This is a genomic window from Caldococcus noboribetus, from assembly GCF_055389385.1.
Window position 1 is genome coordinate 477,986 of record NZ_AP042475.1, and the last position, 14,648, is coordinate 492,633.

Annotated in this window: 15 protein-coding genes, 1 tRNA gene and 1 pseudogene; 12 read left to right on the forward strand and 5 right to left on the reverse strand. The window is 57.2% G+C overall.

Annotated elements, in window-relative coordinates; genetic code table 11:
* Positions 1 to 49 precede the first annotated feature (49 nt).
* From ACZ5GQ_RS02580 to ACZ5GQ_RS02590, 3 genes are read left to right on the forward strand one after another with little or no spacing between them, the layout of a single operon-like run.
* Positions 50 to 1,057: an RsmB/NOP family class I SAM-dependent RNA methyltransferase gene (locus ACZ5GQ_RS02580; RefSeq protein WP_498857083.1), complete on the forward strand. Its 1,008-nt coding sequence runs from the start codon at positions 50 to 52 to the stop codon at positions 1,055 to 1,057.
* A complete protein-coding gene (locus tag ACZ5GQ_RS02585; RefSeq protein ID WP_498857084.1) occupies positions 1,057 to 1,557 on the forward strand; it encodes a PUA domain-containing protein in 501 nt (166 codons plus the stop codon). The genes ACZ5GQ_RS02580 and ACZ5GQ_RS02585 overlap by 1 nt, the downstream gene beginning before the upstream one ends.
* Positions 1,558 to 2,313, forward strand: coding sequence for an FKBP-type peptidyl-prolyl cis-trans isomerase (locus ACZ5GQ_RS02590; RefSeq protein ID WP_498857085.1), 756 nt, complete (start codon positions 1,558 to 1,560; stop codon positions 2,311 to 2,313).
* On the opposite strand, the gene ACZ5GQ_RS02595 is transcribed toward ACZ5GQ_RS02590, so the two are convergent.
* A complete protein-coding gene (locus ACZ5GQ_RS02595; protein ID WP_498857086.1) occupies positions 2,297 to 3,229 on the reverse strand; it encodes a GHMP family kinase ATP-binding protein in 933 nt (310 codons plus the stop codon). The two genes, ACZ5GQ_RS02590 and ACZ5GQ_RS02595, sit on opposite strands and share 17 nt — an antisense overlap.
* Before the next feature lie 175 nt (positions 3,230 to 3,404).
* Here ACZ5GQ_RS02595 and ACZ5GQ_RS02600 point away from each other — a divergent pair, with 175 nt between their 5' ends.
* A complete protein-coding gene (locus tag ACZ5GQ_RS02600; RefSeq protein ID WP_498857348.1) occupies positions 3,405 to 3,605 on the forward strand; it encodes a ribbon-helix-helix domain-containing protein in 201 nt (66 codons plus the stop codon).
* Positions 3,606 to 3,703: 98 nt separating this feature from the next.
* On the opposite strand, the gene ACZ5GQ_RS02605 is transcribed toward ACZ5GQ_RS02600, so the two are convergent.
* Positions 3,704 to 4,273, reverse strand: a complete 570-nt coding sequence (locus ACZ5GQ_RS02605; RefSeq protein WP_498857087.1) for a hypothetical protein — start codon at positions 4,271 to 4,273, stop codon at positions 3,704 to 3,706.
* Positions 4,270 to 7,089, reverse strand: coding sequence for a DEAD/DEAH box helicase (locus ACZ5GQ_RS02610; RefSeq protein ID WP_498857088.1), 2,820 nt, complete (start codon positions 7,087 to 7,089; stop codon positions 4,270 to 4,272). Before ACZ5GQ_RS02610 ends, ACZ5GQ_RS02605 begins: the two co-directional genes overlap by 4 nt.
* Positions 7,090 to 7,192: 103 nt before the next feature.
* Between ACZ5GQ_RS02610 and ACZ5GQ_RS02615 the strand changes: the two genes are divergently transcribed.
* The 6 genes and pseudogenes from ACZ5GQ_RS02615 to ACZ5GQ_RS02640 all read left to right on the forward strand — a co-directional run bounded on the left by ACZ5GQ_RS02615 (position 7,193) and on the right by ACZ5GQ_RS02640 (position 10,592).
* On the forward strand, positions 7,193 to 7,321 hold the full coding sequence (locus ACZ5GQ_RS02615) for a hypothetical protein (RefSeq protein WP_498857089.1): 129 nt from the start codon (positions 7,193 to 7,195) through the stop codon (positions 7,319 to 7,321).
* Positions 7,322 to 7,436: 115 nt separating this feature from the next.
* Positions 7,437 to 8,156, forward strand: a complete 720-nt coding sequence (locus ACZ5GQ_RS02620; protein WP_498857090.1) for a molybdenum cofactor biosynthesis protein — start codon at positions 7,437 to 7,439, stop codon at positions 8,154 to 8,156.
* Positions 8,157 to 8,211: 55 nt separating this feature from the next.
* Positions 8,212 to 8,502, forward strand: a complete 291-nt coding sequence (locus ACZ5GQ_RS02625; protein WP_498857091.1) for a KOW domain-containing RNA-binding protein — start codon at positions 8,212 to 8,214, stop codon at positions 8,500 to 8,502.
* A 60-nt stretch (positions 8,503 to 8,562) separates the two neighbouring features.
* Positions 8,563 to 9,590 (forward strand): annotated as a pseudogene (locus ACZ5GQ_RS02630) (RNA-guided pseudouridylation complex pseudouridine synthase subunit Cbf5).
* Positions 9,591 to 9,625: 35 nt separating this feature from the next.
* A tRNA-Ser gene (locus ACZ5GQ_RS02635) sits at positions 9,626 to 9,711 on the forward strand.
* 95 nt (positions 9,712 to 9,806) lie between these two features.
* Positions 9,807 to 10,592, forward strand: a complete 786-nt coding sequence (locus ACZ5GQ_RS02640) for an enoyl-CoA hydratase/isomerase family protein (protein ID WP_498857092.1) — start codon at positions 9,807 to 9,809, stop codon at positions 10,590 to 10,592.
* Here the strand turns inward: ACZ5GQ_RS02640 and ACZ5GQ_RS02645 are convergent.
* The gene (locus tag ACZ5GQ_RS02645) at positions 10,589 to 11,890 is read right to left on the reverse strand and encodes an ArsB/NhaD family transporter (RefSeq protein ID WP_498857349.1); all 1,302 of its coding nucleotides are present in this window, start codon (positions 11,888 to 11,890) and stop codon (positions 10,589 to 10,591) included. The two genes, ACZ5GQ_RS02640 and ACZ5GQ_RS02645, sit on opposite strands and share 4 nt — an antisense overlap.
* 12 nt (positions 11,891 to 11,902) lie before the next feature.
* Entirely contained in the window at positions 11,903 to 13,105 is a 1,203-nt protein-coding gene (locus ACZ5GQ_RS02650; protein ID WP_498857093.1) for a tRNA pseudouridine(55) synthase, read from the reverse strand.
* A gap of 351 nt (positions 13,106 to 13,456) precedes the next feature.
* Between ACZ5GQ_RS02650 and ACZ5GQ_RS02655 the strand changes: the two genes are divergently transcribed.
* Complete coding sequence (locus tag ACZ5GQ_RS02655; protein ID WP_498857094.1) at positions 13,457 to 14,176, forward strand: metallophosphoesterase family protein; 720 nt, start codon at positions 13,457 to 13,459, stop codon at positions 14,174 to 14,176.
* Between the two features lie 81 nt (positions 14,177 to 14,257).
* Positions 14,258 to 14,641, forward strand: coding sequence for a UBP family nucleoid-associated protein (ubp, locus tag ACZ5GQ_RS02660; protein ID WP_498857095.1), 384 nt, complete (start codon positions 14,258 to 14,260; stop codon positions 14,639 to 14,641).
* The last annotated feature ends 7 nt before the right edge of the window (positions 14,642 to 14,648 follow it).

The window sequence follows — 14,648 nt, forward strand, 5'->3', positions numbered from 1 at the left end:
TTCCCCACCAGAGTCATGCATTCTGGGTTTTTAGCCTAGGGGGCGAGGATTGCCTAAGCAGAGCGCTCAGTGGGACAGAACGGATGACATAGTGTTCAGCGACAGGTCTACGCCTGAGGCCAGGAGGCTGGCCCAGAGGTACGGGTACCTGCCATACATAGTCGAGAGGTACCTGGAGCTGCTGGGGAGCGAGGCCGAGGACCTTCTGGAAGCCAACGAGGTCCCCATGCCTGAGACCCTCAGGTGCAACGACTTTAAGGTAAGCTGCGGGGAGCTCGAGTCAAGGCTTGGTGAGGCAGGCTTTGAGCTCGAGAGAATCCCCTTCCTTCCGCACGGCTACCACGTGATAAGCTCCCCTATAAGCCCCGGGGCAACCCACGAGTACTTGAAGGGCTACTATTACCTTCAGGACCCGGGCTCCATGCTCATAGTTTACGTCATGAATCCAAGGCCCTTTACCACAATACTTGACATGGCCGCAGCCCCAGGGGGTAAGTCAACGCAGATACTGCAGCTCACCAGGGACTCCTCGCTGCTAATAGCGGTGGAGCCCAAGAGGGAGAGGATCAAGGCCCTCAGGTCAAACCTGCAGAGGATGGGCTTCAGCAACTACATACTGATAAGGTCTGACGCCAGGTCCTTAAGCCTGGACACCAGGCCGACTCAGGTGCTCCTCGACGCGCCGTCAAGCGGAGAGGGCATAATAAGGAAGGACAGGAGCAGGAAGACAAAGACTTCGCTCTCGGACCTAAGGAGAATACATGAGCTTCAGGTGGAGCTCCTTAACAAGGCCCTGTCCCTGGTGAGCCCCGGAGGGACCGTGACGTATGCAGCCTGCTCAACGGCGGTCGAGGAGGGCGAATATACTATACATAAGGTTCTCGCCGATAAGGACTATGTGACCACGGAGAGGCCGTTCGGGTTCCCTCTAAGTAAGCCCTTCGAGGAGTACAGGGGGGTAGTATTTGACGACAGGGTGAAGGGCTGTGGCAGGCTCTTCCCCCACAGGCAGGGCACGGAGGGGTTCTTCGTATGCAAGCTAAGGCGCCTAGACTGATGAGGCTCACCGACGACATGCTTAAGAGGCTGAGGGAGTTCGCCGACTCCTTAAATCTTCCTATGCCGGCCATAGCCGCGAGGCCCTACTACCTTGAGGTCCCTGACGGCAACTATTACGACATATTTGACGTCACAGGTAGCGTCGAGGAGGCAGTGGGCAGGCTCCCCTCACTATACTCCGTAGGGTTTTACCTGGGCTACATCGACAGGGAGGGCTTCCACCCAGGGCTCACCCTGGCCCAGAGGCTCGCCAGTAAGTGCTTCGTCTCCATGGACTGCATAGTGCTTGACGAGTATGGAACCAAGGTATTCCTTTACGGAAAGGAGGTTGCGGAGGAGCACATAGTTAAGTTTAAGGAGGGGCTCTCCGTAGTTCTTGACTCATCCCTGGAGCCACTGGGGTGGGGCATCGGATCCTACATTAGGCTTAAATCCAGGCGTGCAACCAAGGTTGAGCCAGTGAAGGACCTAGGCTGGTACCTAAGGAGGGGAGGGTAGTTGACATTCAAGGATGGTGACTTCGTGCTAATAAACTACGTGATAAGCGTTAAGGACGGCGACAGGGAGGTGGTGGAAGACACCAACAAGGAGGACGTCGCTAAGGGCGCAGGCATCTATGACTCTAACAGGAGGTACGAGCCCTACCTGGTGGTCGTGGGCAGGAGCCAGGTGATAAAGGCCATAGATGAGCAGCTAAGGGACATGGACGTAGGTCAGAAGAAGGAGTTCACGGCGACGCCTGACAAGGCCTACGGGCCCTACCGTGAAGACCTAGTCATAAGGCTTCCCATAAAGCAGCTGAACAGGTACGGCATACCTCCAGTGGTTGGGCGCCGCGTTGAGGTCGGGGGCAGGATAGGGGTCATAAAGAGCGTCACGGAGAGGTTTGCCTACATTGACTTCAACCACCCGCTCGCGGGCAGGGACCTGAAGGTAGAGCTTGAAGTCGTTGGAAAGCTGGAGACCCTTGACGATAAGGTGAAGTACCTGGTCACAAGGTACATGCCCATAGACAGAAACTCAGTAAGCGTCTCGCAGCAGGGGGAGGGCTCCATAGAGCTTCAGCTGCCCCAGGAGGTGGTAGACCTCTCAGACCTTGAGTCAAGGCTTCAGCTGCTGCTCGGGGACCTCTCGTCGCTGCTCGGCATAAAGAGCGTCAAGCTTGTAATCAACGTCACTTTGGGCCAGCAGGGCTCGTCGGCCCAAGGGCAGCAGGCGCAACAGCAGCAGGCTCAGGCTACTCCACAATCTTAATAGAGGCGCCGTAATTTCTTGGAGGTGATATGATAACCTCCCCAGTTAGGCCAACGTTGCTCATTATCTCCTTCATAAGCATGACGTCCCCCTGGGCCTCATACTCGTTTTCAACTATTGTGTACATCGTTGGCCCCCAGCTTGACTGCGCTAATATGACCCTGCTCCTCCAGGCCTCGGCGGCTAAGTCATTAAGCTTTCCTCTGTACTCGCCGCCCTGCACGGACGTAAAAAGTATTCCCGTGCCCCTTTGAACAAGCCTAAGGCCCTCAAGGGCGTCATCTAGGTCGCCCCTGGCTATGCCGGCAGCTAGCCTGAGGGCCCCGCTCGTCATAAATGCTATGTTAGACTCGCTGTTGCCCCACTGCTTCCTCTCCATGATGCTTTCCTCCTCCTCATCGGTCAGCCCCCTCTCGATGTTAGGTACTACTATTACGAACCTCCACTCGCTCGGCACCTTTAGCGTGATGAGAGGCCTCGGCCTTCCTGGCAGCCCGGCGTCCATTACGAACCCGCCATACTTGAAGGCGAGAGTCCCGGCGCCGCTGTGCTTTGCCCTCCCCAGCTTCAAGGCCGCCTCCTCAACGGCCTCCTGCTGCTCCCCCTTGAGCGCCTTGAAGGCCATGTAAAGGGACAGGAGCGCCTGGGTCCCCGCCCCGAAGCCCCTATGGACAGGGGGGCTCTCGTGAACCTCGACGTTGAAGCCCTGCACGCCCGCCGCCCTGGCAGCCCTTCTGACGTATTCAAGAAGTTCCTGGGGCCCCCTGTACTGCTCTTTGTCGGAGAGCTCCACGGTGGCCCTGAACTTGGGCTTGTCAACGTAGAAGCCTATGGAGCCCCACCTGACGTTCCAGTCGCCTGCTGCATAATAGAAGCCCCCGTGAAGCCTAGAGCCTGTCTCTACCTCTGCACGCAAGCCTCAGCCCCACGTTTAGGGGGGAGCGGAGGTTAAGAGCACCAGGGCTTTAACTGCCTGTTAATGCTGGGCCGCTCTAATAATTACTTGAATCAGTTCTACTATGTTGACAAAAGAAAGGGCTGAAGGGAGCTAACTCCTCTTTAAGCCAGCGGTTATAAGCTTTTATGCGGTGATGTGCGTGAAGCTGGTAACTGTGAAGATGCCTGAGCTCTACGTGAAGGCTATAGATGAGCTCGTTAAGGAGGAGAAGTATACGAACAGAAGCGAGGTAATAAGGGTTGCTGTGAGGGAGCTCCTTAAGAGGGAGCTGTGGGGAGAGACCCTGTTAAACGAAGGCGAGCTCTCAACGTCTGCGGAGTTGGTGGAAGTATAACAACGCCAGCAATGAGTTAACTAAAGGTAAGATGCGGCGTTTCTTTTAAAGCCAAGGCAACGCCGCCATGATCTGTTCCTGTGAGGCCTCTTTACCATCTATATCTGTTTAGGGAAAGCTGTCATTGTTATTAACAAGTCACCGACGCTCGCTATCAAGGTAATCAAGGCTACAACGAAGGAGCTGCCAGCCCCTGCGACCATTAACGCGGCGGAGGCTGCTATCAGGAACGCATCTGCCGTTGGTCTTGAGTATAGGGCTCCAGCGGCAATGGACAGGCCTAGAATTATCGGCGCCGCCTCGAACTCCAGCGGCGTTACCGCTATTAGGATCAGCAAAAATGAGGAAACGATTAGCGATAAGCTTACAAGGATCCTGGTTGCCAGGGACGCAAGCTTAAACTGAACAAGTTTCCCATAGCTCTGGGCCTTAGCTTTGATAGCACTTAGAGCTGAGGAGGCCGCGGACACGTTGCCGGAGTCAATGGCGGCGGCAAGCTCGTCAACTAGGGGCTTTACCTCTTCAGCTCTTAGGTACTCGCACACTCTGTTAAGCATATCGGCGGCGCTGTATATAGATGTCGCTAAGAACCTTAAGTCGGCGTTCTCTGACTTAGAGGCCTTGGCTCCAATTATCCTGATGTAATCAACTTCATCGCATAAGTTCATTGCACTGACACCTTTCCAACGGGGCCGCTGTGCCTCTGTAGGTACGCGGCGGCGTTTAAGATTAGAAGCCTTGCGTGGCTGGCGTTGACGTGATGGTACGTGACTGAGCTCTCGTAGTCTGCGCCATAGTAATTCGCTGCGGAGACCCTGAGCTCGTATATTTCATCCGTGCCTGCCACGTAAGGTGAAATTAGGCTCCACTTGTTCATCACGTCCTTGGGCCTTACTATAGTTTCCCTGGGCTCCCACATGTACCCCTTCTTCACGGTCACCTTAAGCTCAGCATTAAGGTCCAGCGGCGTGAAGCTCTCCGCAAAGTCCTCCAGCGACGCTATGTCGTTAAATGAGGAGGCCAGGGTCCACCTCCACTCGTCGCTGTTAACGTCCAGGAACGCTATCACCCTTAAGTCGTTGTACTCAGGGCGCCTCATGTCCTTTAGCTTGTTGAGCACCGTTTTCTCGGACAGCTTAAGCTCCTCGGCAATCTCTAGTGACGTGAACGCCCAGTCCTTAAGCAGCTCGGCAATCCTCTTTGATAGGTCCTGAACCCAGAGCCTCACCAACGGCAGCGAGAGGAGCTCCTGCGTCAAGGGTGAGGGTCCATCGCTTACAACGTGCACCTTTACTGTGCGGTCCCTGAGGCCCTCTATGAACTTTATGGCGCCTTCGACATCCAATTCCTTATTCATTATAAACCTTTTGACCTCGTTTATTAGCGTGAGATCCTTTTCCTTGTTAACTTCGCCTAGCTTGCCCAGGTCGTACTTAGCCTCGGCCAGCCTTTCATGAAACACGGGCAGGTAGTCAAGGGACTCGTAGATAGCCTCCCTGACGCCGTCAGGCCCAAGCTCCATTAAGGCCGACAGCGCGTCCTGGTCACCCATATTAACGCTTACGCCGAAGAACGAGGACCTGTAGTAAGCGTCAAGGCCCTTGCTCTTTGCGGCTAGAAATACGAGTAAAGCTCCCAGCGTCTCGGCGAGCTTTGAGCCGAAGGGGCCAAGGAACACCTGTTCGTTTCCAGCCTTTTCGTAAACTATGTCGTGAGGGCCTATAGTTATCCCCCTTGACCTATACCATGACCCTATGGCCTCCAGCGTGCGGCCCTGCTCGTAGCCGCGCCAGCCGTCGCCCAGGATAACCCTGTAGAACTCCTCTGAGACTTCCTTGGACCTAGTCAGGCCCTCGCCTTTCCAGAGGGGTATCTCGCCGGAGCCCTTGGCAGGTACCACGTCGATGCGCTCGTTAACCTCATCTATTCTTAAGATTTCCCACGCGTTTCCTGCGAGCCTTATCACGTCGCCGACCCTTAGGTTGCGGTAAACGAAGTAAGAGTCTATGTAGCCAATAACGGAGTCTGACGACTTTACCGCGAACATGTCCCTCTTAGGAATTGTGGAGAAAAAGTCGCTGAAGTCCCTCGGGGACCATGGCCTATCAGGGCTGTTGCGAAGCCTCCAGATCCTGTAGAAAGTGCCCCCAACCCTTATTGAACCCTTGCTGTTGACGTCAATTATGCCGTTCCCGCTCAGGTATTTAATAAGGGAGAGGAACTCCTCATGGCTTAGCTTGAAGATTGGGGAGCCCCTAAGAGTTTTGTAGAGCTCGTCAACTGTGAGGTTTGGATCTTTAGAGAGTGCGCTGCCAACAATCTCTTTGGCGATAACGTCAGCTGGCGCCTCGTCAAGTATTTCATCCTCGACATAGCCGCTGGACGCAAGCCTGACTTCAGCTAAGGCCTCAGCCAGGTCAACAGGGTCAGTTGCTATTATCAGGCCCACTGAGGTGCCCCCCAGCCTGTGGAAGCTCCTCCCTGCCCTCTGTATAAGCGCGGCCACCGAGCCTGGGGCGCGGACCTGGATGACCTTCCTTATGGACCCTATGTCTATCCCCAGCTCCAGCGTCTTGGTGCACACGACCAGGCAGCCCTCGCCGCGCCTCAGCTTCTCCTCAACCATCTCCCTGACCTCGGCCGAGACGCTGGAGTGATGTACATAGACGTTATTCAGCCTGCTTTTCTGAAGCTCATGGCTAAGCTTCTCAGCAACATACCTGCTGTTAGTAAACACCAGCGTCGGCCCTGAGGACTCTGACGACACGAGCTCCGCTACCTTGGGCCATGGATCCTTGTTGCCGTCGACATACCTTACCTCAAAGAGGAACCCGCGGCCTCCGCCGCTCCTTACTAGCTCTGATTCCCTCCTGCTGCTGCCCCTGAGTAGCGTCAGCGCCTTTCCAGGGTTACCGATGGTTGCCGAGAGCCCTATCCTCTGGAAGTCCCCTGCTAGCCTCACGAGCCTTTCAAGCAGCAGGAGGAGCTGGGCCCCCCTCTTAGATGATAACAGCTCATGGACCTCGTCTACAATGACTGCCTTAACGTTGCGGTAGTACTCCCTGAACTTGGGGGCCCAGTCCAGGTCTATCTCAAGGCTCTCAGGCGTCGTTAAGAGTATGTGAGGGGGGTTCCTGAGCCTGAGGTACCTCTCAGAGCTGGGCACGTCGCCGTGCTTCTTGGCTACCCTCAGCCCTAGGGGCTCGGCCCAGTAGCTTATCCTCCTGTGAAGGTCGTTTATGAGCGCTCTCATTGGGGTCACGTAAAGTATGCTGACGGGCGTTACGTTCCCTTCGTTGGTGAGCCTGGTAAGCAGGGGGAGCAGGGCCGCCTCAGTCTTGCCCTCGCCGGTGGGAGCCATGATAAGCACGTTCTTACCGGCCAATATGGCCCTGGCTGCCCTCTCCTGCAGCTCCGTGAGGCCCTTCCAACCCTTCCTTTTCATCAGGCCTATTAGCTCTGGTCTCAGCAGCGACTCGCTCATAGCTGTCTACCATCCATACCTGGCCACAGCGCCAAACCTTCTACAGCAGGTAGGGCCTGTGCTTAAATATAGTGTGGCACTCCCTTACATAGGTCTCCAAAGTATGACGACGAGTGAGCTCCACAGGTGCATGGTTTGCGGCAGGCCTTTTCACGAGGGCCAGGGCATAATTATAAGGAGGGGGGACCTGCTTCTCGAGTTCCACAGCGCTAGTGCGCGGCCAAGTTCCTGAGGCTGCTCATGGAGAGGCCCGAGGCCTCATGTGTAGAGGGCCCTATCAAACAAATCTCTAAAGAGCTCAGGGACTCTCTTGAGAAGAGAAGGCAAGGAAGCTCTAAGGTGATAGCTTGAAAGTAAAGGTAAAGCTTTACTCGGTGCTCCGCGAGGCGGCCGGCAGGAGCGAGCTGGAGATGGAGATCAGTAACGGCATTACGGTCTCTGAGCTCCTTGGAAGGCTCTCGTCGATGGGCCTAGAGAAAGTGCTTAAGGAGCTTAGGGGCGAGGTGCAGGTCATAGTTGATGGAAGGCCCCTTAATCCTTCACAGCAGATACCCCAGGACGCCAAAGTCATACACGTGCTCCCGCCCTCCTCCGGCGGCGGCGAGAAGGTGTTAGTTAAGGTCGCTACAGACGACGAGCCTGTAGACCTGGCGTCTTTGACAAACTTCCTCTACGGCGACGACCCCAGGGTCGGGGCCGTGGCCTTCTTCGTAGGCATAGTCAGAGGCGTAAACAAAGGTGAGCAGGTCAAGGAGCTGGACTACGAGCACTCGGAGGAGCTCATGGAGCCTAAGCTGAGGGAGCTGGCCTCGGAGGCCGTGACTAAGTTCTCCCTGGCGGGCGCTTGCGTGATACACTTCGTGGGGCCGAGGAAGCCGGGCCAGCTAACCATGGTGGTAGGCGTCTCAGGGGAGTCTAGGAAGAACGTCTTCCCGGCGCTCGAGTGGCTGGTCGACCACGTGAAACATGAGGCCCCTGTCTGGAAGACTGAGGTGAGGGAGAGCGGAGTTTACTACATAGTTGGTGACAGGGAAATAAAGGAGACGGAGCTTAAACGCGAGCCTTAGGCTAGAACAGTTTTAAAGTGAACCGCCTCCTCAAAACCCCCAGGGTGGCCTTAAGGTGCCTGCCATAGAGGTTGGAAGGATATGCTATAAGCTGAGGGGCCGCGAGGCCGGCAGGAAGTGCGTCATAGTAGACATAGTAGATGAGAATAACGTGTTAATCACGGGACCCAAGTCGCTGACCGGCGTAAGAAGGAGGAGGGTCAACATATCGCATATAATGCCTCTGGACAAGGTAATTCAGATAAACAAAGGGGCCAGCGACGAGGAGGTACTTAAGGCCATAGAGGCCGCCGGCCTCAAGGACTTTATGAGGGAGAAGGTAAAGCTTCAGCAGGCCTTAGCCTGAGGCCGGTGCTTAAGCTTGAGCTCTGAGATCACGAGGCGTGGAAGGGAGTTTTTGAACTTCGTGAACGACTTCTGCGGCCACAGGGCTCAGTGGCTTGAGAAAATACCGGAGGACACGTCGAGCAGCTATGGGGTCATACCGACTGAGAGGCCCATAGAGAACTACATAAGCTATGGCGTAGTCAACGTTGATAAGCCCCCCGGGCCTACAAGCCATGAGGTCACGGCCTGGGTTAAGAGGCTCCTAGGGGTAAAACGGGCAGGACATGGGGGGACCCTTGGGCTCAGGCCGTAAGGCCTGGGCGGGGAGATCCCAAGGTAACGGGTGTCCTGCCCATAGCACTTGAGCACATGACCAAGATTATGGGCTCCGTCGTCCACTCGAGGAAGGCCTATGTATGCGTCATGCAGCTTCACGGCGATGTAAGCGAGGAGAGGCTAAGGGATGTTGCTAAGGAATTCACGGGCACCATATATCAGAGGCCGCCGGTTAGGAGCAACGTCAAGAGGGCCCTGCGCACTAGGAGAATATTCTCGCTTGAGGTGCTTGAGGTTAGGGGCAGGCTGGCGCTGCTCAGGGTAGAGTCGGACCCAGGGACCTACATGAGGAAGCTGTGCTGGGACATGGGGCTCGTCCTGGGCGTCGGCGCTCACATGAGGGAGCTAAGGAGAGTCAAAACGGGGCCGTTCGACGAGGACCACAACCTAGTTACGTTACAGGAGCTCTCGGAGGCCGTGTACCGCTTCAGGGAGGAGGGGAAGGACGACTACCTTAGGAGGGCCGTGCTTCCAGGGGAGGTGATAACGTGTGAGCTGCCGAAGGTCGTGCTCAGGGACAGCGCTGTTGAGAGCGTCGTCAACGGCGCTCCCCTCGCCGCGCCAGGTGTGTCGCTGCTGACGTCCGATGTGAAGGCCGGCAGCCAGGTCGCCATGTTTACGCTTAAGGGCGAGCTGGTGGGCCTGGGAGAGGCCACCGTGGATGCCAAGGAAATAATGGACCGTGATAGGGGCATAGTGGTGAAGCCCACCCGCATAGTGATGCCGCGTGGCATCTACCCACGCATGTGGAAGAGCAGAGGGCTTAGCTAACAGATTTAAGCACAAGCATTCACCTGCACCTTGGCGCCGGGGTGCCCGAGCGGCCCAAGGGGACGGGCTGGAGACCCGTTGCTCCGCAAGGGGCGCGTGGGTTCAAATCCCACCCCCGGCGCTCCCTGCCTTAACTGATTCCATAGGCCTTAGTTATTTGGCACGTGCCCCTGCAAAAATACCCCGCGGCCACTCTGGGGTAGCATAGGTGAAAAGATGTCCACTTATGTATACGGCGAGAACTACAAGAACTTAGCTTACAGAATTACAATAAACAGGCCCGAGAAGCTGAACGCAATAAATGGCGAGATGTGGGACTCGCTCGCGAGGGAGCTGGAGAAGGGCTGCGCAACTGACCTGCGATCCATACTGATCACCGGGAGCGAGGTGGCCTTCAGCGCAGGGGACGACATAGAGGCCATGTCAAGGCTTAGCACGCAGAGGGAGTCAGAGGAGTTCTTCAACAGAATACTTGACGTAATCACAGCCATGATAAAGTGCGATAAGCCCATAGTATGCGCAGTCAAGGGCCTGGCGGCTGGCGGCGGGGCAGAGCTCCTCCTGGCTTGTGACATAGTTGTGGCAGCCGAGAACGCCTGGATAAGCTTCCCCGAGGTTGCCCTCGGCCTCCTGCCCCCATTCCTGCTGAGCCTCGGTGTCACTGCATTAGGCCATAGGAGGGCCAGGTACCTGGCAATGACGGGCCAGAGGTTGTCAGCAGCCGAGGCCTCGGCGCTGGGCATAGTTGACGAGGTGGTGCCACAGGCCGACGTCGACCAGACAGTAGACGATATATTAAGCACGCTTACGTCTTTCCCACCGCAGACCCTGCAGGCAATAAAGAGGCTGGCCCTGAGGAATGTTGACCTATCACACATGAAGGAGGCCATAGGCCAGCTGGCCTCCCTGACCATGACTGAGGAGGCCAAGGAGAGGATGCAGCTGTTCAAGGAGCATAAGCTCAAGCCGGCGGCCATCAGAAGGCCTGAGCGACGAGCTTAGATGCGCAGCATAGACAGTGGGATAATGTAGGCGCTGTAGATGGCCACGTTCACCAGCGTAATTAGCGACCCTACCGCCATGAACTTCCAGTAGCTCACGGAGACGCCGTAGCGAGCCTCAGTCGACTCCAATATTATCACGTTTGAGGCCGCCCCGAGTATGGTCAGGTTGCCAGCTATGGTTGAGGCCATGGCAAGGGTCAGCCAGGCCACCTGGTTAGCGCCGCTAAAGCCGACGCTCTGCATGTATATTATGAAGAGCTCCACGAACGGCACGTTGCTCAGGAGCTGGCTTAGCAGGAGGGAGGACGCGGTGACCCTGAGGAAGTTGTCAAGAGGCCCTCCGACACCTGGTAGAAGGTACCTGAAGAGGGGCAGAAGTATGCCAGAGTTCCAGACCCCGGCCATGGCTATGAACATAACAATGAAGAACAGTATCGTGCCCCAGTTGACCCTCCTGACGGTCTCCCTTGGGTCGCTTGACAGTATGAAGGTCGCAGCGGCCACTGTAAACGGTATGATTCCTATCTCGCTTATTGCTGGCCTCCTCATAAGCTCAAGCAGGTCGTTTACAGTAAGCGCTACTATTATGACAAGCAGGGACGAGGCGGCAAGTATGGCATCCCTTTTGTTCCTTATGGCCTCTTCAGGTATCCTGTAGGGCGCCTTCACGGGCCCGCCCCTGACGCCGTATATCTTTGCTAGGATGTAGCCTGTGACTACGAGGTTTATCAGGGTGGGGACCGCGAGGTAGGCCACGAAGGCGCTCAGGGGGGCCTGGAGGCCTGAGCTCACGGCAATCAGCATGTTCTGCGGGTTGCCCAGGGGCGTCATGGTGGAGCCTACGGTGACTGCGAAGGCCAACATGAGTATCGCCAGCTCCGGGTCAACGCCTATGGCCTTGGCCAGCGGCACTATTATAAGCGAACCCATGGCAGCAACTGCATCGTTAACAACTACGGCTGCCATGATGCCAAGTGCCACGGTCAGGACTACTACTAGCTTGACCCTGTCCCTCACCTTATAGACCACGTAGTAGGTGATGTACTCAAGGAGCCCTGACTCCTCGGCGAGCGCGCCGATGTTAAACATACCTATGAGGAAGAGTATCACGTTCCAGTTAACATACTCCTCCACATTGTTAGGCTTCACCAGGCCGCTGACTATCGCTATGAACGCGGCGAACGACATGAAGGTCCAGATCGGCAAGTTATGGAAGTACCTGGACCTAAACATGAGGCCGCCAAGTATAAGGGCCACAATGGCGCCCCCGGCGAGCTCCCTCACTATGTCATGCACTATCAACTTCAGTCACCTTAGGGGAACCACTCCAAGGAGGTCGGCCTCCACGCAGTCGACGGGGGTTCCCAGGAGGCCGCTCAGGCTCGGCTCCGTCCCCCTCCCGCTCACCAGTTCCATAATGTAGAGCCTCTCGTCAAGTGCTATGACGCACTCGGCCAGGCCGCCCTCCATGTCAATGCATTGGGCCTCCCTGACGACACCGCTGACCTCCCTCCCCATGAGCTTCTGCCTGACCTCCCTGCCCCGCAGCGATGACACGGCCAGCTGCAGCGACTCGAAAGAGGCCCCCTCGGCGTACATGACGCACCTGTAGACCCTGACCCTCCTCGAGAGGTCCTCTGGCCTGAGGGCCTCAACGGAGCTGTTGACCTCAAGAGAGGCCCCCTCGGCCTCTATGACCGTGCCGTCAGGGGGCGCCAGGCGCACCCTGGGCCTCCCTAGGTGGAACTCCACAGGCACGCCCAGGCCCAGCACCCTGACCCCCTTCTCATCCCTGGAGAGCCCCGCTATCCCAACCTTTGACGACTGCGTGTCGCTAACCAGCTTGGCCACAAGAGGGTGGGACAGGGCCTCCCTGGCCCTCAGCTGCAGGTCCCTCCTGGACCTCCTGTAGAGGCCCTTGACCACGAGCCTCCTGGGCTGCACGTCAATGTTGCCGTCCGGGAAGCTAACCATGACTACAACGTCCGGCCTGTCAAATGAGACCCTGGGGCCGAGCAGCTGGGCCCTCTTGCCCAGCTCCCTCTTTATCTCGGACTTTATAGACTCCCCGAAGGCAAGGCCGAACTCAGCCTTTATGCGCTCCTCCCTGCCCATTATTTCCGGGTCAACTCTTGCGCCTACCAGGAAGGTGCCGCCGCCCCACTCCTTCACTGCCTCGGCCACCCTCCGGGGCATTTCATCAAGGAACTTGTCCAGCAAGTCATTACATATGTAGCAGCTCCTGCGCTCAGGAAGGGAGCCAAAGAGCTGAGCATAGACCTGGGCGGCGGCCTCCCCGGCGTTGGCCAGCACCTCTTTCGCGTCCTCCGGGAGCCTCCCGCTAAGCGCCGCGGCGTGAAGGCTCATTACAGCCGAGATCTTGAGGGCCCTGCCCCTATCGGCGTTGCTCAGCCCCCTGCCCAGGCCCGCGAACAGCCTCCCCAGGCACCTGTCGCACAGCGGGTACTTGGCGAGCACCTTCATGGCCTGCTGCACTGGGTCCTCGCTCAAGTCAGCGCCCCCTCTGACAGGCTCCAATAGAATATTAAGGATAGGGCCTCAGGAAGTCGTTAGTCCTCACGGCTCGGACTGCCCATCGCGCATCATAGGCCCGCGCTGGCTGGGGCTGCGGCGATTATAATAGGTTGTGCAAGCTAAGGCCGGCTGTAACGAAAAGCGCATGCAGGTCACCGCTGAAGTTCAGGACCTTTATGGCGAGGCGGGGCCGCGCCAACTGAAATAAGGGCAGGGTAAAAGGTGATGTTACTCGCCTATTGGTTACGGCAGGTCTTAATAGGCTGGCGGGGGCCGTACGTATCAACAGAGTTTAGAGTCCCGCCTCACAAACTCATTGCGGTGGCCGTGACGGAGGAGCCGAGGATACTGGCCACGTCAGACATACACTCGCCCGAGTACCTAAAGGCGTTCCTGGACTCCCTCAGGTCGTTTAAGGAGAGGCCTTGCCTTTTCCTCTTCGCAGGTGACATTATTGACAGGGGCAACGTTGCTGCAGCTGAGCCGGTGTTCGCCGCCGCCAGGGAGGTCGTGGAGGGCAGGATGGTGGCCACGTTCGGCAACGACGAGTTTCAGGACAGGTGGGACGAGCTGAGGAGAAGGTACCCCGACGTCGACTGGCTCGCTGACGAGCTGAAGGTCTACACCTGCGGCGGCGTGAGGGTGGCGGTCGTGGGGACCCCAGGGGCCATCGACAGGCCCACCTCCTGGCAGCTGCGGCACATAGAGAACATCACTAAGATTTATGCTGAGAGGGTCAACAGGGTCGCAGAGTTACTCCGCGAGGCGAGGTCGCAGGCGGACTATGTTATACTTCTGTCGCACTACGCGTTGGCCAGAGGAAACCTTAAGGGGGAGGACCCAAGGATATACCCAAGCCTCTACAGCTCCAGGATGGAGCGGCTGATAGCCGAGGCGAGGCCGACCGTGGCAGTCCACGGGCATGCCCACAACGGGACCAGGCTGACCCAAGTTAATGGCGTGCCTGTCTACAACGTTGCGTTCCCCCTCAACAGGTCGCCCGTGTGGGTCAGGAGGGTGAGGGTGGGCCTGGACGCTTTCCTTTAATCCGTCGCAAGCGACGTAGCCCTGGGGGCGGTGATGGAACCTGCGACGAGGCGACCTGGCGGGGATGAGCGGGAAAAGCCGATGGAGCCCCCGTGCAGGGTTAGGGTCTACGGCGGCTACGGCCCCATTAGCCGCGTCCTGAACGACATCAAGGAGGCCATATACTCCTATAACGTGATCGCCTCGTCGCGGGGCTACTACCTGAAGCCAGTACACAAGGTCTACAAGAGGGTCGGGGGGCTGACCAGGGTCTACGAGTACTACGGGAGGTACTGGTGGAGGAAGGGCGACTCCAGGCTCATCTACGCTGGCAGTGTAAAGCCCAGGGGGCTGCCGGAGCCGCCGCCAAACCCCTTGGACGGGCTCTCGGTGATAAGGGAGGACAACGACATTATTGTCGACTGCGGCACTTATGAGAGGTTCAAGGAGCTCTTCAAGGGGCTGCGGGCTGAGAGGGTGTCATAGGATTGGC

What these genes read in the sequence shown, in the direction of transcription:
- ACZ5GQ_RS02585 (WP_498857084.1), top strand. Translation starts at nt 1,057, where the DNA reads ATGAGGCTCACCGACGACATGCTTAAGAGGCTGAGGGAGTTCGCCGAC.
- ACZ5GQ_RS02600 (WP_498857348.1), top strand. Translation starts at nt 3,405, where the DNA reads ATGTGCGTGAAGCTGGTAACTGTGAAGATGCCTGAGCTCTACGTGAAG.
- ACZ5GQ_RS02605 (WP_498857087.1), bottom strand. Translation starts at nt 4,273, where the DNA reads ATGAACTTATGCGATGAAGTTGATTACATCAGGATAATTGGAGCCAAG.
- ACZ5GQ_RS02610 (WP_498857088.1), bottom strand. Translation starts at nt 7,089, where the DNA reads ATGAGCGAGTCGCTGCTGAGACCAGAGCTAATAGGCCTGATGAAAAGG.
- ACZ5GQ_RS02615 (WP_498857089.1), top strand. Translation starts at nt 7,193, where the DNA reads ATGACGACGAGTGAGCTCCACAGGTGCATGGTTTGCGGCAGGCCTTTT.
- ACZ5GQ_RS02640 (WP_498857092.1), top strand. Translation starts at nt 9,807, where the DNA reads ATGTCCACTTATGTATACGGCGAGAACTACAAGAACTTAGCTTACAGA.
- ubp (WP_498857095.1), top strand. Translation starts at nt 14,258, where the DNA reads ATGGAGCCCCCGTGCAGGGTTAGGGTCTACGGCGGCTACGGCCCCATT.